Source organism: Paenibacillus andongensis, assembly GCF_025369935.1.
Taxonomy (GTDB): Bacteria; Bacillota; Bacilli; order Paenibacillales; family NBRC-103111; genus Paenibacillus_E; species Paenibacillus_E andongensis.
In genome coordinates, this window is record NZ_CP104467.1 from 5,908,002 (window position 1) to 5,930,388 (window position 22,387).

At 45.5% G+C, this 22,387-nt stretch carries 20 protein-coding genes; 6 read left to right on the top strand and 14 right to left on the bottom strand.

Features of this window, described 5'->3' with window-relative positions:
* Positions 1-296 precede the first annotated feature (296 nt).
* On the top strand, positions 297-1,832 hold the full coding sequence (locus NYR53_RS26445) for a Ppx/GppA family phosphatase (protein WP_261302089.1): 1,536 nt from the start codon (positions 297-299) through the stop codon (positions 1,830-1,832).
* Here NYR53_RS26445 and NYR53_RS26450 read toward each other — a convergent pair.
* Positions 1,798-3,930: an RNA degradosome polyphosphate kinase gene (locus NYR53_RS26450; RefSeq protein ID WP_261302090.1), complete on the bottom strand. Its 2,133-nt coding sequence runs from the start codon at positions 3,928-3,930 to the stop codon at positions 1,798-1,800. The genes NYR53_RS26445 and NYR53_RS26450 overlap by 35 nt on opposite strands.
* 194 nt (positions 3,931-4,124) lie before the next feature.
* Here NYR53_RS26450 and ytvI point away from each other — a divergent pair, with 194 nt between their 5' ends.
* Positions 4,125-5,261: a sporulation integral membrane protein YtvI gene (gene ytvI / locus NYR53_RS26455; RefSeq protein WP_261302091.1), complete on the top strand. Its 1,137-nt coding sequence runs from the start codon at positions 4,125-4,127 to the stop codon at positions 5,259-5,261.
* A gap of 23 nt (positions 5,262-5,284) precedes the next feature.
* Here ytvI and NYR53_RS26460 read toward each other — a convergent pair whose 3' ends face one another.
* From NYR53_RS26460 to NYR53_RS26495, 8 genes are all read right to left on the bottom strand, one after another.
* Positions 5,285-5,680, bottom strand: coding sequence for an FxsA family protein (locus NYR53_RS26460; protein ID WP_261302092.1), 396 nt, complete (start codon positions 5,678-5,680; stop codon positions 5,285-5,287).
* A 14-nt stretch (positions 5,681-5,694) separates the two neighbouring features.
* Positions 5,695-6,159 carry an acyl-CoA thioesterase gene (locus NYR53_RS26465; protein WP_261302093.1) on the bottom strand — a complete coding sequence of 155 codons (465 nt, stop codon included), beginning with the start codon at positions 6,157-6,159 and terminating at the stop codon, positions 5,695-5,697.
* Positions 6,160-6,836: 677 nt separating this feature from the next.
* On the bottom strand, positions 6,837-8,591 hold the full coding sequence (gene pyk / locus NYR53_RS26470; protein ID WP_171691116.1) for a pyruvate kinase: 1,755 nt from the start codon (positions 8,589-8,591) through the stop codon (positions 6,837-6,839).
* A complete protein-coding gene (locus NYR53_RS26475; RefSeq protein WP_261302094.1) occupies positions 8,584-9,558 on the bottom strand; it encodes an acetyl-CoA carboxylase carboxyltransferase subunit alpha in 975 nt (324 codons plus the stop codon). Before NYR53_RS26475 ends, pyk begins: the two co-directional genes overlap by 8 nt.
* Positions 9,548-10,414, bottom strand: coding sequence for an acetyl-CoA carboxylase, carboxyltransferase subunit beta (accD, locus tag NYR53_RS26480; RefSeq protein WP_261302095.1), 867 nt, complete (start codon positions 10,412-10,414; stop codon positions 9,548-9,550). The genes NYR53_RS26475 and accD overlap by 11 nt, the downstream gene beginning before the upstream one ends.
* A gap of 67 nt (positions 10,415-10,481) precedes the next feature.
* The gene (locus tag NYR53_RS26485; protein WP_057307280.1) at positions 10,482-10,670 is read right to left on the bottom strand and encodes a hypothetical protein; all 189 of its coding nucleotides are present in this window, start codon (positions 10,668-10,670) and stop codon (positions 10,482-10,484) included.
* A gap of 174 nt (positions 10,671-10,844) precedes the next feature.
* A complete protein-coding gene (locus NYR53_RS26490) occupies positions 10,845-11,345 on the bottom strand; it encodes a phosphatidylglycerophosphatase A family protein (RefSeq protein WP_261302096.1) in 501 nt (166 codons plus the stop codon).
* Between the two features lie 107 nt (positions 11,346-11,452).
* A complete protein-coding gene (locus NYR53_RS26495) occupies positions 11,453-15,082 on the bottom strand; it encodes a DNA polymerase III subunit alpha (RefSeq protein WP_261302097.1) in 3,630 nt (1,209 codons plus the stop codon).
* Positions 15,083-15,206: 124 nt separating this feature from the next.
* Here NYR53_RS26495 and NYR53_RS26500 point away from each other — a divergent pair, with 124 nt between their 5' ends.
* The 3 genes from NYR53_RS26500 (at position 15,207) to NYR53_RS26510 (ending at position 16,414) form a co-directional block, all read left to right on the top strand.
* Entirely contained in the window at positions 15,207-15,539 is a 333-nt protein-coding gene (locus NYR53_RS26500) for a YtrH family sporulation protein (RefSeq protein ID WP_261302098.1), read from the top strand.
* Between the two features lie 86 nt (positions 15,540-15,625).
* Positions 15,626-16,027 (top strand): sporulation membrane protein YtrI, encoded by a 402-nt coding sequence (locus tag NYR53_RS26505; protein WP_261302099.1) that lies wholly within the window; start codon positions 15,626-15,628, stop codon positions 16,025-16,027.
* Between the two features lie 93 nt (positions 16,028-16,120).
* On the top strand, positions 16,121-16,414 hold the full coding sequence (locus NYR53_RS26510; RefSeq protein WP_261302100.1) for a YtpI family protein: 294 nt from the start codon (positions 16,121-16,123) through the stop codon (positions 16,412-16,414).
* Here NYR53_RS26510 and NYR53_RS26515 read toward each other — a convergent pair.
* The 5 genes from NYR53_RS26515 to NYR53_RS26535 form a co-directional block, all read right to left on the bottom strand.
* On the bottom strand, positions 16,411-17,739 hold the full coding sequence (locus NYR53_RS26515) for a DRTGG domain-containing protein (RefSeq protein ID WP_261302101.1): 1,329 nt from the start codon (positions 17,737-17,739) through the stop codon (positions 16,411-16,413). The two genes, NYR53_RS26510 and NYR53_RS26515, sit on opposite strands and share 4 nt — an antisense overlap.
* A 180-nt stretch (positions 17,740-17,919) precedes the next feature.
* On the bottom strand, positions 17,920-18,207 hold the full coding sequence (locus NYR53_RS26520) for a hypothetical protein (RefSeq protein ID WP_261302102.1): 288 nt from the start codon (positions 18,205-18,207) through the stop codon (positions 17,920-17,922).
* A gap of 93 nt (positions 18,208-18,300) precedes the next feature.
* Positions 18,301-19,029: an oxygen-insensitive NADPH nitroreductase gene (gene nfsA / locus NYR53_RS26525; RefSeq protein WP_261302103.1), complete on the bottom strand. Its 729-nt coding sequence runs from the start codon at positions 19,027-19,029 to the stop codon at positions 18,301-18,303.
* A 233-nt stretch (positions 19,030-19,262) separates the two neighbouring features.
* Positions 19,263-20,321: an acyltransferase gene (locus NYR53_RS26530; protein WP_261302104.1), complete on the bottom strand. Its 1,059-nt coding sequence runs from the start codon at positions 20,319-20,321 to the stop codon at positions 19,263-19,265.
* Positions 20,322-20,501: 180 nt separating this feature from the next.
* Positions 20,502-20,837, bottom strand: coding sequence for a YlbF family regulator (locus tag NYR53_RS26535; protein ID WP_261302105.1), 336 nt, complete (start codon positions 20,835-20,837; stop codon positions 20,502-20,504).
* A 172-nt stretch (positions 20,838-21,009) separates the two neighbouring features.
* Between NYR53_RS26535 and NYR53_RS26540 the strand changes: the two genes are divergently transcribed.
* Positions 21,010-22,386 (top strand): YheC/YheD family endospore coat-associated protein, encoded by a 1,377-nt coding sequence (locus NYR53_RS26540; RefSeq protein ID WP_261302106.1) that lies wholly within the window; start codon positions 21,010-21,012, stop codon positions 22,384-22,386.
* The last annotated feature ends 1 nt before the right edge of the window (position 22,387 follow it).

Here is a 22,387-nt window from a genome sequence, read left to right on the forward strand (position 1 = left end):
ATCTCTCCTTAGCTACTCTATTAGCAAAAAATTGCTTTTTTCCTAACTTAATAATAAAGTATTTTGTTTAATAAGTGAACAAAAGCAGACATAAAACTTCATTATCACTATCATAAGAAATCTTTTTGGCGGAAATCGTACTGTCTTTTGGAGCTATCTCTCCCAAACACACGATACAAGTTTTTGTTAATTTCACCGAATTATGCACCCTTGCAGGAAAAGTTTGTCGAGTCGTGCCCATATTGATACAATGTAGGCAAAGTAACAGTGATTTTTCTCTGAAAAGGAGCAAATACATGAGCAGCGGCACAAGTATCGGCATCATTGATATCGGATCCAATTCGATTCGACTTGTTATCTACGAAATTAATGCCAACGGGGCATACCGTGTGGTCAGTGAGCATAAGGATTCGGCTCGACTCAGCGAACGCATCGGATCCGATGGCATTTTACATAGCAAAGACATTATTTCTATTGTCCCCATTCTATCTCACTACGCTCTGCTATGCAAAGTTCATGAGGTTCAGACGATAAGGGCCGTTGCAACGGCAGCCATTCGCAACGCGGCCAATTCGGCTGAAATTGTGCGAATTCTCCAAGAACAGAGCGGACTTCACATTGAAGTTCTCAGTGGTACCGAGGAAGCTCGTTATGGTTACTTAGGCGTTATCAATTCCATAGATATTCGGGACGGCTTGATCATTGATATCGGCGGAGGGAGCACGGAAGTCACATTGTTTCGAAACCGGAAATTGCTGCACAGCGTTTCCTTCCCTTTCGGTGCGGTGAACACAACACGCCAATTTATGAAAAATGGGAATCTGACCGAGCAGGAATTGGGCGATATTCGTCGGATGGTAGAAGATGCGATCTTAGCTCATCCTTGGATTGCCGGTTCTCCCAATCTGCCTATGATTGGTCTAGGCGGAACGATTCGAACCCTTGGGAAAATAAGCCAAAAACGCAACAAATACTCGCTTCAGCTTGCCCATAATTACACGCTGAAATCTGGGGAGCTGCGTGATTTCCTTCTATTGTTATCCTCTATGCCATTGGAAAAACGAAAAAAAATTGATGGTCTCTCCAAAGAGCGTGCAGATATTATAGTTCCAGGACTGATCATTATGGACACCATATTCGAAGCAGCTGGTTCATCAGTATGCATGATCAGCGGATCAGGACTTCGTGATGGCCTTTTCTATGAAACGTTCGATCCTGAGCACCCCATTAAGGAAGATGTTCTTGAAGCAAGTATCCATAATTTGCTGTTGCTCCATCCGAACGCCGCTGTAAAGCATGTTTCTCACGTAGATAAATTCGCTATGCAGCTTTATCATACGATTACGGTACCGCCTGAATCGGAAGATCGAAGCCAAAAATATTTGCATACAGCTGCCCTCTTGCATCGTGTTGGAGCGAGTGTTCATTATTATCAATACCTCAAACATACGCAATACATGATGACAGGGGCTCATATCGACGGTCTCAGTCATCGAGAAATTGTGATTTGTTCTTTCATTGCTACTTACAAAACAAAAAGCCGGACCCAACAACAAGTCCTTGCTTACAAGGACCTTTTGCTGGAATCCGACGCGGCATTAATTGTTAAGTTAGGCACGCTGCTTAAATTAGCAATGGCTTTGGATCAAAGTGAGACACAGCCTGTTCAAGAACTGCAATCAACGAAAACCGATTCGACCTTAACTCTCAAGCTGTTATGTATCCACAACCCTATTATGGAGCTAAAGGAACTCGCAGCTATCAGCAAGGATTTCGAAAAAATCTGGGGACTGAAGCTTAAGACTCAAGCCGGAGTTTTTTCCAAGAAGTAATTTTCATCGCCTCGAACTGGCTCCGATAAGGGGTCAGTTCATTTTTTATGCGACTGTACATGCCATTGGGCATCAGTTCTCTTGCTTTGACATTATCATGCAGAGTGACATTCAGTATTTGAATCATCATTTTCTTCATTTCCTGATCAAGAACCGGACACATTAGCTCAATACGACGCGTCAAATTACGTGTCATCCAGTCAGCCGAAGATAAATATACATCAACGAGTCCGCCATTTTCGAAATAATAAATGCGGGAATGCTCTAAGAAACGATCCACGATACTCCGAACCGTAATATTCTCGCTAATCCCAGGGACCCCAGGACGCAAGCAGCATACGCCGCGAATAATCAATTCAATCTTGACGCCTGCTTGCGACGCCGCATACAAGGCATCTACCATCTCTTGATTGGATAATGAATTCATTTTCGCAATAATTCGGGCTGGTCTGCCCGCTCTTGCGTGCGCCGCTTCACGTTCAATAAGCTCGAATAGCTTATCCTTCAAATCCGTAGGAGCCACAGCGAAAGATTGCCAATCATGAGGCGCGGAGTAGCCAGTAATTTCATTGAAAAGTGCAGAGGCATCCTCTCCAATTACACTGTTTGAAGTGAATAGCCCTACGTCTGTGTAAAGGCGGGCTGTGCTATCGTTATAGTTCCCCGTTCCCACATGCACGTATCGGCGGAGCGTCTGCTCTTCCTGTCTAACAACGAGTGTGATCTTGGCATGCGTCTTGAGCCCAACAAGCCCATAAACCACATGACAGCCTGACTTTTCAAGCATTCTTGCCCAGGCAATATTGCGTTCTTCGTCAAATCTAGCTTTCAACTCAACAACTACTGTGACCTGTTTCCCAGACTCTGCGGCTCTGGCTAACGCTTGAATAATCGGCGAGTTTCCGCTCGCTCTATACAGTGTCATTTTGATTGCGAGCACTTTCGGATCATAGGCGGCATGGATGATGAAGTCGGTTACAGCGTCGAACGTTTCATAGGGATGATGTACCAAGACATCCTTTTGTTTAAGTACCTCGAAGAAGTCGTTCGTATCCTCAAATTCTATCGGGTATTTAGCAGCTACACGCGGATAGCGAAGATTTTCATAGCCACTCAGCGTACCGGCAAGCTTCATGAAATAAGTGATGTCCAGCGGACCGTCGATTTCAAAAATTTGTTCTTCAATCTCGAATTCATCCTGAAGTTGTGCAAGCGCATATGGATGAATGCCCTCTTGTACTTCAAGTCGAACAGGAGCGCCCCAGCGTCTGCGTCTAAGCTCCTTCTCGATCTCCTCAAGCAGATCTTCCGCCCCTTCTTCATTGAGCGTTAAATCGGCGTTCCGAGTCACCCTGAACCCATGTACGGAAATCGGTATGTATCCACTGAAAAGCGATTCTATATGATGCTCGATCAATTCTTCAAGAAGAATAAATTCTGTTTTTTTACTATTTGGCCGTGTTGGCACGGAAATATAACGGGATAAATTGCTCGGAACTTGAATGATGGCAAAATAAGGCTCTTCATCCGGATCATCCCCTTCCCGCACAAGCAAGACGGCTAAATAGACGGATTGATTATGAACAAGTGGAAATGGACGACTTTGATCCACGGCCATCGGCGTTAATACGGGAAAAATAATATCATGATAATAAGCATCCATGGCTTTTTTCTGTGTCGTATTCAAATCTTCATATTCCGTAAATACAATGCCTTCTTTGGTTAGCAGTCTCGTTACTTCACGATACGTTTTGTACTGTTCGGTGACCATTTTGGCTGTGCGCTTCATAATTCGTTTAATAAGGCCGGCAGGCGTGTAGCCTGTGAAGTCTTTCTTGGTATAACCAGCTTTGATCTGATCCTTCAGTCCTGCGACACGAACACTCATGAACTCATCGAGATTACTGGATACGATTGATAGAAATTTCACACGCTCAAGCAAGGGAGTGCTCGCATCTTGAGCTTCCTCCAGAACACGCCAATTGAACTCGATCCAGCTTAAGTCCCGGTTCAAGTACTTGGTTGAAATTTCTTTGACTTCCTTGACTTCTTTGAGCTCCTTAACTTCCTTTAAATCTGGTTCGCGCGCAATACTCATAAAGCCTCCACTTATGTTTTCTTATGTTTTCTAATATGTGCCAATGATAACTTCATTGTACTATGCGTGCTTTACACCGACAATGCAAAATCCCCTGTTTTAATATATGAAGATTTTGTAAAGGTAATGTTATTTCCGTATTTATCCAAGATCATGTTACAATGAAATGACTTGAAACAAGGAGAGAAAAAACCATGGGGATCCTGAATCCACGTTTAGTTCACCAGATTTTCAGGGGCATTTGGGTGGCACTAATTATTGTTTTAATCGGACTCGCTTTCTTTTATATAATCCCACTGATTTACCCATTTATTTTCGGCTGGATTCTAGCTCTTATGCTAAATCCTCTCGTAAACTTCTTCCAATTTAAGCTGAAATTTCCGCGCTGGCTCGCCGTGACCTTATCCATGTTGTTATTTCTGGGTGCCATGGTTACGGCCATAACCTTGCTTGTTGCGAATATAGTCGTTGAATTAGGTTCACTTGCGGATACCTTGCAGATTCAGATTAACCTGTGGGTCGAACAATTCAATGTTTTCATTAATTCCATTGCTTTTCAAGATTGGATTGAACGTATAAATCAGTTTTTTGAAAATAACCCGAAATACCAAGAAACGGTCAACAACAATTTATCTTCAACAGCAGGCTCCATTGCAGACGTTAGTAAGTTCATCATAGGCTATGTATTTGATACTTTGAAAAGACTTCTAACTTCTTTGCCGAATATCGCAACCATCACCATCATTGTTATGCTGGCCACCTTTTTCATTAGTAAAGATTGGTATCAGCTTATCAAACGGTATAAAGGGATCTTCTCCGACATGATTGTGAAAACCACTCAATTGATCCGGAACGATTTGCAAAAAGCACTGTTCGGCTACATACGCGCCCAACTGATTCTTGTTTCACTAACCGCTCTTGTGGTTATCATTGGCTTGCTGGTATTGCGTGTCAACTATGCCATAACCATCGGTTTATTAACAGGCTTAGCAGACCTGATGCCTTATTTGGGGACAGGTGCGGTCATGGTACCTTGGATTTTGTATGTTTTCTTTGCGCAAGGAGATTATTTTCTTGGAATTGGCCTAAGCGTACTATACGGCGTCATCGTAATTGCCAGACAGATTATGGAACCTAAAGTGCTCGCCTCCTCAGTCGGATTAGACCCTCTGGCTACGCTAATCGCCATGTTCGTTGGATTGAAACTATTCGGACTCCTCGGGCTCATTGTTGGTCCTGTGACTCTCATTCTGGTTGCCGCGTTCTATCGTGCAAAAATCTTTCATGATATAGCAACTTACATACAAAAAGGCTCGGTTCCTCCCACATAAGCGGGTGACCGAGCCTTTGTTCTTTATCTACGTTTTATGATATTGATTCCGCCTTTGCCGATTTGCTTTCGAATCAATGCAAGCAGCATCACTTTGAAGATCGGTCTCGTGTAAGGCAAAACAAGTAGAAATCCGAAAATATCCGTGATGAATCCAGGCAAAATTAATAAAATGCCTCCAATGAAAATACAGATTCCATCTAACAAATGCTGTGTAGGCAATTGGCCTTGAGACCACTCAAACTTGGCATATTCCAACACTTTGCGTCCTTCCCGCTTGGCGAAATAGGCACCTAAAAAGCCGCTTATTATAATAAGCGCGAATGTTGACCAGCCGCCTATAAAATGCCCCAGTGCAATGAGAATCGTAATTTCTATAGCAGGTACTAGAATAAGTATGGCAAGTATAATGCGAAACATAAACTCAGCCCCTTTTAAGAATACTTAGCTAACAGCTGCCATAATTCTGGCGCTTCCTTTTCTATACGTATCGGCTTCCAAGAAGGATTCACCCAAACGTGATGTGTTTGTCCCATAACAAGTAATTCCTCAGAAGGTTGTGCAGCAGAATCTGCGGTTAGAGCCGTCATTTCCTCCGAAACTTTACGGATTTCATAGGCAAAATGGAGCCGAACGCTGCTCATGTCAATCACTCGCGTGTTCACACATACCAAATCATCGTAACGAGCAGGCTTCTTGAACTTAATCTCCGCTTCAACAAGCGGCAGCAATAGTCCCTTCTCCTCAATTCGCCGGTATGGGTAACCAAGCTCCCTGATAAATTCAGTCCGCCCAATCTCGAACCACGTCAAATAGTTGGCATGGTACACAACCCCCATTTGATCCGTTTCTTCATATCTCACACGAAACTGATGCTGATGCCAGCGCTCCTGAGTCATGATGATGTACGCCTCCAGTAACTAAGTCTTAGGACAATTATAGCACAGCTAGGACTAGGGATGGGTAATGTGGGGAGTGCTGGGGGAGTGATTCGGGGTGCTGGGAGTGATTCGGGGTGCTGGAAAGTGCTGCGGAGTGCTGAAAAGTGCTGCGGAGTGCTGGAAAGTGCTGCGGAGTGCTGAAAAGTGCTTCGGAGTGCTGAAAAGTGCTTCGGAATGCTGGGGAGTGATACGTAGCTTTGAATGTGTACTCAGCTTGGAAGGAATACCCAAGTCTTATCAGATGGGGTCTATGCAGTTGGTTAGCGCGGATGCTAGGTCCCGCATTCTTTCTTTTTGATCTCTTAGCGATGATTTGTTCGGTACATTAGCAATATTCCTGACGCTTAGGGGAACCCAGATACCTTATTTCGCTGAATTCAGCCTATTAAAGGGATGAAGCGGAACTACGTGACGCTATTTCAGTAAAATTGAGTCTTTTCCCCTTCATTTCGAGTAAATAGCGTCAGTACGTTCCGTTCATCGTCTGAAAATGAGAATTTACAGTAAATAAGGTACTCTCGTTCCGTTTGAGGCGGACTAGAGTTCGAATGTTAGGTATTAATGCGTAAGCTACCGTAGTTAGAAAATAAAAAAGAGTGAAGCCGAGACTAATCTCGCTTCACTCTTAGTTATACTTACAGAACGCTCGCTTGACCAGAGTAGATAACGCCAACTTCTGGATAGATCGATACTTCTGTGCCGTCTTTGATTAATTCCACTGCGTTCTCAACGCCTACAATAACCGGAATACCAAGGCTTAAAGCAACAACTGCCGCATGGGACGTGATTCCGCCAACTTCGGTAATTAACGCGGAAGCTCTTTGTACAGCTGGCATATATTCTTTGTCCGTTGATACCGTTACAAGTACAGCACCGTCTACCATTTTCGCATTCGCTTCTTCTGGTGTACGAGCCGTTACAACGATCCCCGTTGCTGTTTGCATGCCGATCCCCGTACCTTTGGCAATCATCTCACCCACGTGATGAACTTTGATCAAGTTCGTTGTTCCGGAGCGTCCAACAGGTACACCTGCCGTAATGACAACGATATCTCCAAGAGACACGATACCTGTTTTGATGCTGCTCTCTACCGCAAGGTTGAACAGCTCGTCCGTCGTTTTCGCTTGCACGCCCATCACCGGAATAACACCCCAAACGAGGGATAAGCGGCGAATGACTTGCTCGCTAGGCGTAACTGCGATGATTGGTGATTTCGGACGGTATTTGGATACCATCCTAGCTGTATATCCACTTTCCGTAGCTGTTAAAATCGCCTTCGCACCCAACTCCAAAGCTGAGTTTGCTACCGCTTGTGAAATTGCTTCGGTTACAGTAACTTGCTGCGCTTGCGCTTGACGAAGGAAAATTTCTTTATATTCCAAAGCTGCTTCCGCACGCTCAGCGATCCGAGCCATCGTTTGTACGGACTCGACTGGATATTTACCTGCTGCTGTTTCACCGGACAACATCACAGCATCTGTTCCGTCGAACACCGCATTAGCTACGTCACTTGCTTCTGCACGCGTTGGGCGCGGGTTACGCTGCATGGAGTCGAGCATCATCGTCGCCGTAATAACCGGCTTACCTACGATGTTACATTTTTTGATCATCTGTTTTTGGACAACCGGAACATCTTCAGCTGGAATTTCAACGCCAAGATCCCCACGAGCAACCATCAATCCATCGGATACTTCAAGGATTTCGTCTAAGTTGTCAACGCCCTCTTGGTTTTCGATTTTACTAATGATTTGGATGTGTGAAGCATTGTGTCTTTCCAACAATTCACGAATTTCCATAACGTCACTTGCTTTACGTACGAAAGATGCCGCGATGAAATCTACGCCTTGCTCGATACCGAAGACGATATCATTCGCATCCTTCTCCGTGATTCCTGGAAGACTGATTTTCACACCTGGCACGTTAACGCCTTTTTTACTTTTAATCGTTCCACCATTGACAATGCGGCATTCGATTTCTGTTCCACGAATATCAACAACTGAAAGACCAATTAGACCATCATCGATTAGAATCGTAGATCCAACAGCAACGTCACGCGGCAGATTCGAATAGGTAACTGAGATCCGATCTGCATCGCCCAAGATTTCTTCTGTTGTCAAAATGATGTGCTTGTCCTGAACAAGCTCAATCGGTTCTTCTTTCAATTTTCCCGTACGAATTTCCGGTCCTTTGGTATCAAGCAAAATAGCTGCTACTTTGCCTGTCTCAGCGGATGCAGCGCGAAGGTTGCGGATACGTGCGCCGTGCTCCTCAAAATCTCCGTGGGAGAAGTTAAGACGGGCAACATTCATTCCCGCTTCTAGAAGCTTTTTCAAATTCTCTTGTGATTCGCTTGCAGGTCCGATGGTACAGACAATTTTCGTTTTACGCATGGTTTCCCTCCTGAGTGAATGTGAACCGGCCGATCTCTCTAAATTTGCGGTAGCGGTCCTCGAGCAGCTCCTGTTCGTCCATACTTAGCAAATGCTGAAGCTGTTCCCAGATAGCTGTTTTGATCAATTCTGCTTGTGCGGCTAAATCCCGGTGTGCGCCACCTTTGGGTTCTGGAATAATACCGTCGATCACCTTAAGATCCAAGATATGATCCGCAGTAATTTTCATTGCTTCTGCCGCGTGTAAAGCTTTGGAAGCATCTTTATATAAGATGGAAGCCGCGCCTTCGGGACTAATAACCGAATAGATAGCATTCTCCAACATTAATACCTTGTTACCTACACCTAACGCTAGTGCGCCACCACTGCCACCTTCGCCAATAACAATACAGATGATCGGCACACGAAAAGAGGCCATTTCCAGTAAATTTCTGGCAATCGCTTCTCCTTGGCCGCGCTCTTCTGCAGCATTCCCAGGGAATGCCCCTTTGGTATCAATAAATGTCACAATAGGACGTTTGAACTTGTTCGCTTGACGCATCATTCGCAGCGCTTTACGGAACCCTTCCGGATGCGGACAACCGAAGTTACGAGCAATATTGTCCTTCGTGTCTTTCCCTTTTTGATGACCGACAACCGTAACCGGAATGCCGTTCAGCTTGGCTAATCCACCTACAATCGCAAGGTCATCCCCATATAGGCGATCTCCATGAAACTCTATGAAATCCGTAAAAATGGTTCCAATATAATCAATGGTTGTTGGCCTTTGCGGATGACGAGCCAACTGCATTTTCTCTGCAGAAGACATATTCGCATAAAGCTCATTCTCAAGTTCAACATATCTTTCTTCCAAACGGCGAATTTCCTCTGAAAAGTCAATTTTCTTCTCCGCGCCAAATGTGCGCAGTTCCGCAATCTTCTTCTTTAGTTCCGCCAGCGGCTGTTCAAACGGCATTTCACCCGCCATAAGTCGCCTCCCCCTTCACTCCGTGCATGTCTAACAGCTTGATTAACGTTGGACGTATATCCTTACGGCTCACGACCTTGTCGAGCTGACCATGCTCGAGATTGAATTCAGATGTCTGGAAATTGTCCGGCAGCTTCTGCTTAATCGTTTGTTCAATAACACGACGGCCTGTAAATCCAAATGGGGCAGCCGGTTCAGCAATAATAATATCGCCTAACATCGCAAAACTCGCAGATACACCGCCGAAAGTCGGATCTGTAATAATAGAAATAAACAATCCGCCTTCCTCGTTCAGCTTGGACAAAGCCGCGCTTGTCTTCGCCATTTGCATCAAGCTGAGAATGCTTTCTTGCATACGAGCTCCACCTGATGTGGAATAAATGATAATTGGCACTTTCTTATGAGTTGCAGCTTCGATCGCTCTTGTTATTTTCTCACCAACAACGGAGCCTAGTGATCCACCCATGAAGTCAAAACTCATAGCCGCAACAATAACCGGATAGCCGCCAATCGTACCTTCCCCGGTCATAATTGCATCTTGTAATTTCGTTGTGCTCTTCGCTTTATCCAATTTCTCTACGTAATCAGGGAACTCCAAAGGATCCTCAGAGATCATATCTGCGTCGTATTCCAAAATCTGACCTTCATCGAGTGTTATCTGGAGACGTTCTAACGCGCTTAAACGATAATGATAGCCACAAGCTGTACAGACTTTTAAATTTTTCTCAAGCTCTTTGCTTGTTTGGATCGTACCGCATTTCGGGCATTTATTCATTAAACCTTCGGGAATATCCCGTTTTGTTTTCTCGGAAGGAATCGTTGCATACTTACGCTTTTGAAATAAATCCTTTAGCACATTTCCACCTCTACTTGGCTATTATCTTGAACTTCTGACAAGCCACGTTACTTACTTCTACTTTTCATTATCTATGTAAAATAGAATTGAGCACTTCCTGTACTTCCTCTACTTCGCCTGCGGGTACGACGATTTCGAATTGATTTTTGGATAAAGAGATACCCCGAACTTGTACGAGAAATCCTTCTTCCGTCAGCCTCTGTTTAATCCGCTCTGCAATCTTCGCGGTAGGAGCTATGTATATCACCGTCCACATGAAAAAAAAACCTCCTATGACGTGCAACTACATGGATTAGGGCAAGTTAGCAACGATGATAATTAACATCCTACATAAGCATAGGCGCACACAATGGAATAATGATATCATAATTTCTCTTTTTCCCGCAACAGAGCACGTTCATGAAAAAAAGTGAAGTCTGAACTATTTGAGCTAGTCCAGACGTAATTTACTGCTATAATCAGGCGCATGCTCATTCTGATGAGCGATTCTGGCAGAAGCGGCAGCTGCCAAACCACAGATCAAATCATCCAGAAAAACATGCACAGAACTTTTATCATCATTTAATGTACGGATAATACCCATTTTTTCCTTATCTAAATAGCCAAAGCTAGTTAAGCCAATCATCCCATATACATGAACAATGCCTAGGGCCAGAGTTTCATCAACACCGAACAGGGGTTCATCCGCTTCAAGAATCGATTGCAAAGGCTCGGGCAACAGCTTTTTCTCTGCCAATTCATCAAGAGCAATGCCTGTATATAGCGTATACTGTACTTCCCGTTTGGCGAGAACAGCCAGCACACTCTCGATACAATCTTCTTGCGATAGTTGATCATTATAAGGCTTTTGCAGCTTGAACACAATTTCAGAGATTTGCTCTACCGTTACACCACGTCTTTGCAGCAACTGGACCATATGTTGTTCGGTCATAAGTCTCCTCCTAATATAGGGATCTTTGAGTGTAGCTCAAAGTCTCTCAGCTATGTATTAAGCCCCTGAAATGCCGGGTTCCTATTCATATGCGGAGGATGCCGTCTTTATTTCACTCTGACCGAATCTTTACCCATGATGGTCTCAATCATACGGAACAAATCCTTCGAAGGATCGACCAAATATTGGTCGCTTAGGGCCAAGAGTTTGTTGCTGCTTTCGTAGAAAAGCGCAACCGCGAGCTGGCCCTTATGCAGCTTCAGCAGCGCCTTCAGCTGCAAAAGCTTATCCGGCTGCTCACAGTCAGCCGAGATCTTGACGAACACCCGCTGCGCCTTCGGCTCCGCAGCGTTCGTGCGCGCCGGCTGCGCCGCAGCGCGGGACTCCTGGCGGCCCGCCGCAGGGGCCGCCTGGGTAACAGCGGCGGCGCTGCGTGCGCCGCCTGAGTTGGCAGCCGCGCGCGCGGGCCGATCGCTGACTGCGTCAGCTGATCGCCTGTGCGCCCCTGGCTGCCGGCGAAGCCGCTGGACGCCTGCAGGGTCGTCCAGCGCGACAAGCTGCTCCGCGAGCAGCTTGGGCGGGTCCTCGTCCTGAAGCTGCAGCTTCGCCCGGACAAGGACGAGCCTGCCCTTCTGCACGAGCGGAGCCGCATTCTTCCAGGTCTCGGGGAACAGCACCACCTCGACCTTATCGATGCGATCCTCCAGCTCCATGAACGCCATCGGCTGCCCTTTCTTCGTGACGATCGTCTTATTCGAGAGGATCATTCCCGCTACAAGAACCTCGCTGTTATCTGGCAGCTCGGCTAGCTGATGAAGCATCGCTGCTTCCATCTCACCCAGCTGCTCACCATAGGCATCAAGCGGATGTCCAGAGATATACATGCCTAGAAGCTCCTTCTCGAGCTCCAATTGTTTGCTCTGCGGCATTGGAGGTATGTTAGGAACTTCCACCTCCCAGTTTGGTTCTTCAACGAAGCCGAAGAGGTGAAGCTGCAGATCATCCCGTTCCTTGCGCCATTTGGTAGCGGAGGCGATGGTTTCATCGAGAATAGCCATCAATTGAGCGCGATGCCCGCCAAGCGTATCGAAGGCTCCTCCTTGAATGAGTGATTCAATCACTCGCTTATTACATACGCGCAAATCAACACGTCGGCAGAAATCAAGCAAGCTTTCAAATTGTAATTTTTTCCGCTCATGAAGAATAGCATCAATTGCTTGAGTGCCTACATTTTTGATAGCAGCAAGTCCGAAACGGATCGCCCCGGCTGCTGGGTCCGGTGTAAACACCGTTCCGCTGCCATTGACATCTGGTGGCAGCACAGCCAATTTCACCCGCCGGCATTCATCCACATATTCGGCTACCTTTCGATGGTTTCCCATGACAGCCGTCAACATCGAGGCCATAAAATAAATCGGATAGTGCGCTTTTAAATAAGCCGTTTGGAAGGCCAGGACGCCATATGCTGTTGCATGCGCACGCGGGAAACCATAGTCAGCAAAGCGTACGATCATATCATACACATGATTAGCCTCATCGGCGTTAAAACCTTGACGCAAGCTGCCCGAAACGAAATGTGCCCGTTCTTCATCCAGCACTTCCCGCTTCTTCTTGGACACTGCTCGTCTTAACAAATCTGCTTCACCTAAGCTGAAACCTGCCATTAATGAGGCAATTTGCATAATTTGCTCTTGGTAGACGATAATGCCGTACGTATCCCGAAGGATAGGTTCTAACGTGGGGTGCGGATAAATGACCTCCACCTGCCCGTGCTTCCCATAAATGTACTTAGGTATAAACTCCATCGGACCTGGACGGTACAAGGCCACAACGGAAATAATATCTTCAAAAACAGAGGGCTTCAAATCCTTCAACACTTTGCGCACACCAGAAGACTCCAGTTGGAAGACGCCCGTCGTTTCTCCCTTGCTAAGCATACCGTAGGTCACGGCATCCTCATCCATGTCCAGCGTATCAAAGTTGAGGTGCACATTTTCCATCTGTGCAATCCAATCAACCGTTCGTTCAATAATAGACAGCGTCCGCAAGCCGAGAAAATCCATTTTCAACAGACCAATGGCCTCCAAATGCTCCATCGTATACTGAGTAAGAGCTGTCTGAGCTGTGCCTTCCTGGAGAGGGACATATTGAGTTAACGGTTCTCTGGAAATGACAACCCCTGCAGCATGCGTTGAAGCATGTCGCGGCATTCCTTCTACACGCATCGCCATGTCAAGCAATTCTGCTGTCTTTGGCTGTCTTGCGACAAGCCCCTTTAAATCAGAGCTAACCTGCAGTGCTTCCGATAAGGTCATACCTAGTTGATTCGGAATCGCCTTGGCAGCGCGGTCAACATCGCCATAGGGCACATTTAATACACGTCCTACGTCCCTAACCGCGGCTTTAGCCGCCATCGTTCCGAAGGTAATAATTTGCGCGACATGCTCGTGCCCGTATTTGGCAACTACGTAGTCAATGACTTCATCCCGGCGTTCATCGCTAAAATCGATATCTATATCCGGCATCGTAATCCGCTCTGGGTTAAGAAAACGTTCAAACAAGAGCTTATATTTTAGTGGATCCACATTCGTAATTCGCAGTACATAAGCTACTAGACTTCCAGCAGAAGATCCCCTGCCCGGTCCGGTCATGATATTCTTTTCGTGCGCAAAACGAATAAAATCCCATACGATCAAGAAGTAATCGGAAAAACCCATTTTCTCAATGACACTGAGCTCATAAGCTAGACGTTCTTCTGCTTGTTTCTTCAGCGGTGAATCCGTTGTATGCCACTCCGATTTAGCAGAATAACGCTGCTCAAGCCCCTGTACACAGAGCTCTCGTAAATATTCTCCAGCAGTGAGGTGCTCTGGAATCGGACGAAAGCTTGGCAAAATTGATTTGCCGAACACAAGTTCGAGTTCACAACGTGAAGCTACAACGCTCGTATTCGTAAGCGCTTCGGGGACATGGACGAATAAACGTCTCATCTCCTCTTCGCTTTTCAAATACATCTGACTCGTCCCCATCTTAAGCCGATCGTTGTCCTCCACCGTCTTGCCTGTTCCAATACAGATGAGAATGTCCTGCATCACATGATCCGGTTCTGTCACGTAGTGCACATCATTCGTCGCAATTAACGGGATTCCAGTTTCTTTGCTCAGCTCGATCATTGAGACCATCACTTTTTTCTGCTCAATCATCCCATGATCTTGAATTTCCAGAAAGAAATCATCGCCGAAAATATCACGATAGCGCTCAGCCGCTTGTTTAGCCTCATCGTGACGATTGTGAAGCAAATGCTGAGAAACCTCGCTGCCTAAACAAGAGCTCAAACAAATAAGACCCTCAGAATGCTTGGCTAAATGTTCCAAATCGATACGCGGCTTATAGTGAAAGCCCTGTAAATGTCCGATTGAACAGAGCTTCATTAAATTTTGATAGCCTTGAAAATTTTTGGCAAGCAGGATGAGATGATAGATCGGCTGTTCCTGCCTAGTCCCTTTATCGCGAATAGATCCCGCTGTGAAATAAACCTCACAACCAATAATTGGCTTAATGCCTCGCTGTTTGCAAGCTTTATAGAAGGCAATGGCCCCGTACATGACACCGTGATCCGTCAATGCCAAAGAGGTCATGCCAAGATCAGCCGCTCGGGAAACAAGCTCCTCCATACGTGCCGCACCGTCTAATAAACTGTATTCACTATGAACATGCAAGTGTACGAACGAACTCATCAGCATGTCCTCCCTTCTTTCATTTTATTCCTTATATTTTATCATATTGGTAATAGGCATTCCCATACATTAAGTATAGAGAGTTTGTCCTCTTTAACTTAGCTGGAAAGGAAGCGATTAGGACATGTATGTCTTTTGGGCAAATATTATCGTTTATTTCTGTATTGCATTCGGGGTCGTATTTGGAGGCAGCATGTTAAGTGGAATAGCCGCCGTGCTCACGCTTCAATCACCTACGGAAAAAATGATGACCGTTGCAGAAAACATTAAAATCTGGGCCATGGTAGCTGCTGTTGGCGGCACGATTGATCCGATACGCTATATTGAAAGCCATGTAGCTATAGGGCATTTGAATCCCGCTATTAAGCAAATCGTCCTAATAATTGTTGCCTTTATTGGCGCGCAGATGGGCACTTCACTCATTCAAATGATTTGCAAAGGGGGCAATCAGCCTTGAGGATCCCTCCTTTTGCCCGATATCAACGTCTGCTTTCGAGCTTAGGACTGATGCTTTCGGGAGCCATCATTGGGAGCGCAATCTATATGAGCATTCATCAGTATAACTACACGCAGCTGTATGTGGAGATGCATAAATATTTGCAAGAAAATCGTGATCTGCGAACCGATATCGAAAACTTAAACAAGACAAAAAATAAGCAATCCTTAATTAATGTCGTCAATGTACATTTAGTTCCAAAAAATCAGGAGGAACTCATTAGTGAAGATATTCAGAAAGAAATTGAGAGCGATATTAAAAGCGAGCTTAAGCTAGTCATCGGTCAAAAAGCTACTTACGTAAAAGATGCTCAGCCTCTCTATGAGAAATTGATCACCCAAAAGACCTACATTCTGCACGATAAAAAATATATCGTTGAAGTGAAATCAATCGTGTTAATTCAGACTGAATTGACGGTATGGATTACAGCCCAGGAAAAACGAACATGAGGACTTGGCAAGATTTAAGCGAGTGTGATTGCAATCTTCTTCTAAAATCGCTAAAGTTAACAGTAAACTTGCTTAAAAGGACGGATGTACGACATGTTCGCGATTCAAATCACTTTATTCTCTCTTATTTGCCTGCTGCTTGCCTTATCCGTGTATTTCAGCTTTCGAGCGCGCCGTGAAAAGGAACCCGCCAAACGCGGTCTCTACTCGGCACGCATGAATATTTGCATGGGTTTGATGCTCGTTCTGATTGCCATCACCCAGATCTTCTTCTTTAGTGAATCCAGCTTTCGCCGCATCTTCGGCACTGTGCTGGTCTTGCTAGGTCTGTTCAACTTATTCGCCGGCATTCGCAATCACGGGCATTTCGATCGCATGCTGCGTTAAATGACTTGAGCGGTTAGCATCGCTTTGGAAACCAAAGTCCCAGCATGATAGATTTCTACATCAATTTTGCCAAACTTACGGCTCACCTCAATGATGGTGGGTCGTATTTCTATTTTAGAGTCAATTTGCAGCGGTTTTAAGAAGTAGGTCGACATATTATCCATGACGAGATCCCCTTTCTTATGCTCCTGCACGATGCGATAGGCCGCTTGGGTCATTAGTGTTGTAAGAACACCTTCCGATACCGTCCCCAAATGATTCGTCATCTGTGGCGTGATAACGCCATGAAACTGAAGTGTCCCCTTCTCATCCCTGACTTCTTCCAGTCCGGACCAGATTAAATCCTCGAACGTTTCACCATTCTGCGGCTGCTTCTGAATATACTGCATGGCTTTCAGCACATCACTGCGATTAAGCACGCCGAGTATTTTACGGTTTGCATCCACGACGGGCAGCAGTTCAATGCCTTCCCACACCATCATGTGGGCCGCTGATGCTACCGATGTTTGGGGCGTTACAGTTAGCGGGCTGCGCGTCATTAGCTTATCTACCGTTTGCAGTGAATTAGCCCCCACCATATCCTTCGAGGTCACAACACCGATAATTCGGTTCCACTCGTCTACGACAGGAAAACGGCTGTACCCTGTATCCTCTGACATGCGCTGCCAGTCCTTCAGTGTACTATTAGCCTTGAGGGCATATAGGGAAGCACCTGACGCAAGAATGTCCTCCACAAGCATAATCTTTTTCTTGATCAACCGATCGTATATGGCTCTATTAATCATAGAGGCAACCGTAAATGTATCGTAGCTGCTCGAAATAATGGGTAGCTCCAGTTCATCTGCAAGGACTTTCACCTCTGTACTGGTGTTAAATCCCCCCGTAATGAGTACGCCTGCACCTTGTTCCAAAGCACAAATATGGGCACCGTTGCGGTTACCAACGATAAGTAGGCTGCCTGCCTCAATGTAACGCATCATGGCATCCTGTTCCATCGCGCCAATAACGAACTTGTGCAGCGTCTTATGGAGTCCACGTGAGCCGCCGAGCACTTGCCCATCGACCATGTTAACGACTTCCGCAAAAGTGAGCTTATCAATGTTCTGCCGCAGTTTTTTCTCGACTCTTACGGTTCCGATTCGCTCTTTGGTCGAGACCAGACCTTGATTCTCGGCCTCCTTAATTGCTCGGTAAGCCGTACCTTCACTGACTTCCATGTTCTTAGCAATTTTGCGAACGGAGATCCGGCTGCCAAGCTTCAAGCTTTCAATATAGCGCAAAATTTGTTCATGTTTCGTTAACGTATCCACGGATTGTGTATCCAACTGTTACACCTCATTCGCTTGTTCCTGTACTACTCTGTATTACTAGTATAATCGTTCCAAAGCGCAAGAACAATGAGATCAGCTTTTTCTTAAATAAAAAATCCAACCCTATTGGATTGGATGCTTTATTTGTATTATAACAAACATACGTTCGTTGTCAAAATGGAATTCTCTTCTTCGCTATTTACGGAACTGAAGAAGTTTCCGGCGGCCTTGAACCAGCTGCTCCAACTGCCATTTTTTCATCCGATTGATGCGGTTCATCTCTTTGCGTTTCTCTTCATCTACTCCAAGTAATTGATGCAAATGAGCGGCAGTCACAAGCAGGGCCATCACGACCCAGATACTGCTAAACACCATAGGCAGCGATCCTACATCTTTAAACTCTAATTGGGGAATGGAGTAAAATAGCATGCCTAGCGCTAAGCTCATATAGACGACATTTTTAAAGCCTTTCAAAATGATCACTCCTTTCGCTTTAGATAAAAAAGAACCTATCTCATCCTATTTTCATTGTATGAGACAAGTTCTTTTTATATGTTCAAAGCGAAAGATTAAAGCTTACTCCATCTCGAATCCCTGGGTGCTTAGGAATGATTTCATGTGTTCTCGCGGCCGCTGCGCTTTGGCGGCCATTTCCTTGGACCAGGTCGTATCGACTTTGCCATCGGTACGAACCTTCATATAGTCGCGGATGCTCTCGTCGTACACGTCGACCGCGCCTTCGTTATCCGTATACCGATTCTCATGGTATACGGCTTCTCGCGGGAGCCGCGGGCGCTGCAGCGGCTCTTGATCCGGCATGCCGATGCACATGCCGAAGACCGGGTACACCAGCAGCGGCAAGCCCAGCAGCTGGGACACCTCGGCGGGCTTATTGCGCAGCCCGCCAATATACACCACGCCGAGTCCGAGCGACTCGGCGGCGATGGCTGCATTTTGCGCAGCTAATGCAGCATCTACCGTGGCAACGATGAAATTCTCAGCGTTGCCAGTAACCGGAGTGTCCCCGTGACGGTGGACGGCCTGCGCGTAGCGGTGCAAATCCGCGCACCATACTAGGAACAGCGGACACTCGCTGACGTAAGCTTGATTGCCGGCTAGCGCGGCAAGCTGGTTCTTCAGCCCGTCATCCGTAACATGGATAACGCTGTACGCTTGCATATTGCTGGATGAAGATGCCGCTTGAGCGGCTGCCAGAATAGCATCCAGCTGTTCAGAACTAACTGGTTCATTCGTAAACTTACGAATGGAGCGATGATTTTGCAGTAAAGAAATAATTTCGTTCATCGTTCAACAACCTCTTTCTATATGTAGAATATATTTAGAAAGTCTCCACCGATATGGTCGACAAACTGTCACGAGCTGAGTAACCTCGACTTCGTTGATCCAGACTGTCCAACAATCCGTCACTGTAATTATCCGATACCCGGGGGGAATTTTCAAACACTTAACCCCTAATGTTTACCAACCGTGCCTGAAAGTTATCAAAAAAAAAGACCCAATCAATTGGGTCCTCATCTCTATCCTATCGCTAACCATTTTCTTACTTTTCTATATAACAGCGTGAGCACCCAAGGTATCGCAACAATCAACACAAAAACGATGCCATTATACACGTTAAAAAGCAAAATCGAGCCAGGTATATGAACTTTATATTTCCATAGAGATAACAACGCTGGATGCATCAAGTAGACACCAAATGATACCGAACCTAGCGAGACGAAGAATCGTGCCACTCTGGTAGATTTTTGGAGAAGCCATTTCGCGATCCAGATAAAGCTTACTCCAATGCCAATGCTATAGAGCAGCCATAAGATTTCGAACCACGTATTTTCAAACTTATATCCTTTTAGACTGAGTAGGTAAAGCATTACATAGGCCAAACCACTGAGGATTGCAGCCGGCAGCACCCAACCCTTGTTCCGATCCATCCAAGAACGAAAGGCACCATAGTTCATACCAATTGCACCGCCCACGAGGAAATACCCGAAGTACGTTATGCAAAGCTCTGGTTTATGACTAATCGTACCGAACCAGTGGGTGTAAATGTAAACGCCTGCTTGAATCGCTAAACCCCAAAGTGCCAGCGTTCGGCGAAACCATGGCGCATTGCGAACAGCCCAAACTAGCAGCGGAAACAGCAAGTAGAACTGTACGATAATAATCATGAAATACAAGTGATAGCCGGAATCTGCCCATTTTAACTGTTCCAGAAAAACACGTAGATCAAACTTAATGGGGTGCCCCGGCGTCCAAAGCCAAGGATTATATATATAGTAGAAAAAGGACCAAACAATATAAGGAACTAACACTTGGCGGACACGTTTCCAATAGAAAATGCCAGCCTGTTTCCCGCTCCAATTATCCGTATAAATGTAGAACAATACAATGCCACTCAAAAAAATAAACAGCGGAACGGCGAAATAACTTATTTTGTTCAAAAATAAAATAACTAACTCTGTACTGCTCCCCTTCAATGCCGGATCCACTGTCCAGTCCGCTGTAACATGAATCAGAACGACTGCAAGGATGGCGAAGGCTCTAACGATATCGAGCTCCGTGATTTTTGCTTTTGCCATAACGGTTTCAAGTCCTCTTTTCTTAATAAATCCCCTTTTTACTATAGACAGTTTCGAGATATTTCGCAACAGCAAGCCTTGTAAACAGGTATCTCTCTTCTTCGATAGTCTGCTAAAAAAAGAGTGTATCCCAGGAGTAGAATTCTAGACGGCTAGACTTCTGCGAGGGATACACTCTTATTATTCCAACATTGCTTTTAACGGCTCAGCAATAATCCGCTGCACATCTTCAAGTACGATCGACAATCGGCGCTCCGCGTCGAATAATTGATTAATACGCGGATTGCGGGTGAGCTCCTCATACCGTTGCTGCAACTGTTCCATTTCCTCTTGCGGCGGCATGTCGCCCCCAGCCATTTTCTGCTGCAGCTCATTTTGACGATTGCGGAAGTCTTCCAACAAGATTTTACTGGATGCATCGCCGTCAATGATGGAACGGTACTCCTTCATATCCTTGTATTCGCTGCTTTCTTTAATTGCTTTTGCCAATTCGTAAGCCTTATCATGCACATTCATTTTAATTCCTCCTCATTTGTCAGTTGTACGGCCTATGTACTTTCTCAACGAATAAAAGGGCACTTTCAGACAGATGCCTAGGCACCAAGGGAAATATGTCCTCATATGATGGAGTAGTTTACTTTGCTTAAGCAAACAATGCCATTTTTGATGCTGGAAGGAGTGTTCGCTATTGACCCGGACGAAAGTTGGAATATCCATTCAAGGCACCAGCATCTATTTGGATGATCGGACCGTTGTTCTAAGTGAAGCCATTGCAAAAAAATGGAAAGTTCCGTCCAACCAAACGATTACTATGCGATTTGGCTCTGCCAAGCAGGATGTCAAAATTGTCACAGCCTCAACGTCGAACAGTTTACGTGTAAACCCTGCTCTCGCTTCCAAAATCGGTCTTCTTCATGGGGCCCAACTCAATCTCCATTATAGGCAAAACACAAGCACCTTGTCGATTGGACCTTTGATTGGCGTCATGATTAGCCGGGTTTATGCTGGCTCAACTGATCGTCCATTCGGTGCTATCACCGCTTTTTGTAAAGAAATGACGGACGCCTGTAACCTTTTCGGGGCGATTGTGTGCTTTTTTCCACCTGATGAAATGCATGCCAATGCCCAAACGCTATCTGCGTATTCGTATTCCAATGGTTCCTGGAGCAAAAAAACGTTTCCGATCCCCAATGTCATCTATAACCGACTCACCTCGCGCAAATTCGAAAATAAGACGAATGTCCAACAATTTATGAATGATGTCAAAACACGCTTTGCCACTGACATCTTCAATGAGAAATATTTGGATAAAACGGAAGTTTTCGAAGCCTTGCGCAAAAATAACAGCCTCCATGGCTATTTACCTGAATCCTACCTCTTCAAAAACTATCAGATGCTAAAAACCATGGCTGCCCGCCATACTGTCCTCTTCCTCAAGCCGATTACCGGAAGTCTAGGTAAAGGTATTATTCGCATTCGTAAAGAGTCGGGAGAAGGTTACACCTGTCATTACACGAATCTCGCTGGGGTTCGCAAACAATCCTTCCCCTCGTTAACCGCTGTTTTTCAATCTTTATCCGGCAAGCTTAAGACACAACGGTATCAGTTACAACAAGGACTTGATCTCATCACTGCCGACGGCAATCCTGTTGATTTCCGTGCACTTGTGCAGAGAGGGGCACAGGGTGAATGGGCTATAACCTCGATTGTTGCCCGTATTGCAGGAACGCAGCATTTTGTCTCTAATCTGGCACGAGGTGGAAGTCTAACTACCGTAGCCGAAGCACTGGCAAAGACACCTTTTTCATCCGCATTTCGTGTCTCTGTCATAGGACGTTTGCGCAAGGCTTCTCTGGAAATTGCCAAAGGGATTGAAGCGAATATACCTAATCATTTTGGAGAGCTAGGGATCGATCTTGCTGTAGATAAAATAGGAAAGGTTTGGTTGCTCGAGGTGAACTCCAAACCATCTAAGGATGACAATACTCCGCTTAACAATGAACGAAAAATTAGGCCATCTGTGAAACAAATTGTGCAATATGCGCGTTATTTAGCGAAGTTCTGAG

Excerpts from the sequence above, each read along its gene's own strand:
- NYR53_RS26445 (WP_261302089.1), top strand. The coding sequence starts at position 297 with ATGAGCAGCGGCACAAGTATCGGCATCATTGATATCGGATCCAATTCG.
- NYR53_RS26450 (WP_261302090.1), bottom strand. The coding sequence starts at position 3,930 with ATGAGTATTGCGCGCGAACCAGATTTAAAGGAAGTTAAGGAGCTCAAA.
- ytvI (WP_261302091.1), top strand. The coding sequence starts at position 4,125 with ATGGGGATCCTGAATCCACGTTTAGTTCACCAGATTTTCAGGGGCATT.
- NYR53_RS26460 (WP_261302092.1), bottom strand. The coding sequence starts at position 5,680 with ATGTTTCGCATTATACTTGCCATACTTATTCTAGTACCTGCTATAGAA.
- NYR53_RS26465 (WP_261302093.1), bottom strand. The coding sequence starts at position 6,159 with ATGACTCAGGAGCGCTGGCATCAGCATCAGTTTCGTGTGAGATATGAA.
- pyk (WP_171691116.1), bottom strand. The coding sequence starts at position 8,591 with ATGCGTAAAACGAAAATTGTCTGTACCATCGGACCTGCAAGCGAATCA.
- NYR53_RS26475 (WP_261302094.1), bottom strand. The coding sequence starts at position 9,558 with ATGGCGGGTGAAATGCCGTTTGAACAGCCGCTGGCGGAACTAAAGAAG.
- NYR53_RS26485 (WP_057307280.1), bottom strand. The coding sequence starts at position 10,670 with ATGTGGACGGTGATATACATAGCTCCTACCGCGAAGATTGCAGAGCGG.
- NYR53_RS26490 (WP_261302096.1), bottom strand. The coding sequence starts at position 11,345 with ATGACCGAACAACATATGGTCCAGTTGCTGCAAAGACGTGGTGTAACG.
- NYR53_RS26495 (WP_261302097.1), bottom strand. The coding sequence starts at position 15,082 with ATGAGTTCGTTCGTACACTTGCATGTTCATAGTGAATACAGTTTATTA.
- NYR53_RS26500 (WP_261302098.1), top strand. The coding sequence starts at position 15,207 with ATGTATGTCTTTTGGGCAAATATTATCGTTTATTTCTGTATTGCATTC.
- NYR53_RS26505 (WP_261302099.1), top strand. The coding sequence starts at position 15,626 with ATGAGCATTCATCAGTATAACTACACGCAGCTGTATGTGGAGATGCAT.
- NYR53_RS26510 (WP_261302100.1), top strand. The coding sequence starts at position 16,121 with ATGTTCGCGATTCAAATCACTTTATTCTCTCTTATTTGCCTGCTGCTT.
- nfsA (WP_261302103.1), bottom strand. The coding sequence starts at position 19,029 with ATGAACGAAATTATTTCTTTACTGCAAAATCATCGCTCCATTCGTAAG.
- NYR53_RS26530 (WP_261302104.1), bottom strand. The coding sequence starts at position 20,321 with ATGGCAAAAGCAAAAATCACGGAGCTCGATATCGTTAGAGCCTTCGCC.
- NYR53_RS26535 (WP_261302105.1), bottom strand. The coding sequence starts at position 20,837 with ATGAATGTGCATGATAAGGCTTACGAATTGGCAAAAGCAATTAAAGAA.